General features: G+C 69.1%; 1 pseudogene. It reads right to left on the reverse strand.

Annotated features, from left to right (window positions below):
* Positions 1–211 precede the first annotated feature (211 nt).
* A pseudogene (locus tag J8J14_RS24785) lies at positions 212–933 on the reverse strand (IS5 family transposase); the annotation flags it as partial.
* Positions 934–1093: the final 160 nt, after the last annotated feature.

Consider the following 1093-nt stretch of genomic DNA (forward strand, 5'->3'; position numbering starts at 1 on the left):
GCGAGAGCAGGGTTTGCTCACGTCGCGGCGCAGCACCCACAGCGCAAAACCCCGCCCAGCCCTGCAACGCGCCCTGGCTTACGCCATCTGCCACGCCGCGTGATGGCCAAAGTCGAGCTAAGAACACCTAACAGAACCGTCTGATCTGGCCGAGGCAGACTAGGGCGCAGGCGAGTGTCGTGAGTGCGAGGTGGATGTCCGATCGTCGCTCGTATCGGATGGTCAGGCGGCGATATCGGGACAGCCAGGCGAAGGTCCGTTCCACGACCCACCTGTGGCGACCAAGGTGGGTGCTGCGCTCGACGCCACGGCGTGCGATGCGCGAGACGATGCCGCGGGTGCGGCACTCCTGGCGACAGCGGCGGTGATCGTAAGCCTTGTCGGCGTGGAGCTTGCCCGGCCGGCGTCGAGGACGGCCACGATGGCCGGTCCGGATTGGCGGCACGGCATCCAGGGTCGGGGCCAACATACGACTGTCGTGGCGGTTGGCCCCGCTGAGTGTCAGGCCAAGCGGCGTGCCGCGGGCATCCGTGACAAGGTGGCGCTTGGTGCCCGGCTTGCCACGATCCGTCGGGTTCGGCCCGACTTCCGCGCCCCCCTTTTGGCGGCAACGCTGGCGCTGTCGAGCGCCGCCCTGCGCCAGTCGATCGCTCCTGCCGCCTGCAGGCGTTCAAGCAGCGCCCGGTGCAGGGCGGCCCAGACCCCGGCCTCATGCCAGTCCCGCAGCCGTCGCCAGCAGCTCATCCCAGAGCCACAGCCCATCTCGGCGGGCAGCATCTCCCAGGGCAGGCCGGACTTCAGCACGAACAAAATGCCCGTCAGCGCCGCCCGGTCCGACAGTCGCGGCCGACCGCCCTTCGGCTTGGGCCGCTCGGGCGGCAGCAGCGGCTCGATCGCCGCCCAGAGGTCATCCGGAACCAGGAGCTTCGCCATGCCCGTCAGAACGCTCACCGGCCGGTTTCGTTAGGCGTTCTAAGCTCGACTTTGGCCATCACGCGGCGTGGCAGATGGCGTAAGCCAGGGCGCGTTGCAGGGCTGGGCGGGGTTTTGCGCTGTGGGTGCTGCGCCGCGACGTGAGCAAACCCTGCTCTCG

Origin of the sequence: Pararoseomonas baculiformis (assembly GCF_017813395.1) — a bacterium.
In the GTDB taxonomy this organism is placed as follows: Bacteria; Pseudomonadota; Alphaproteobacteria; order Acetobacterales; family Acetobacteraceae; genus Roseomonas; species Roseomonas baculiformis.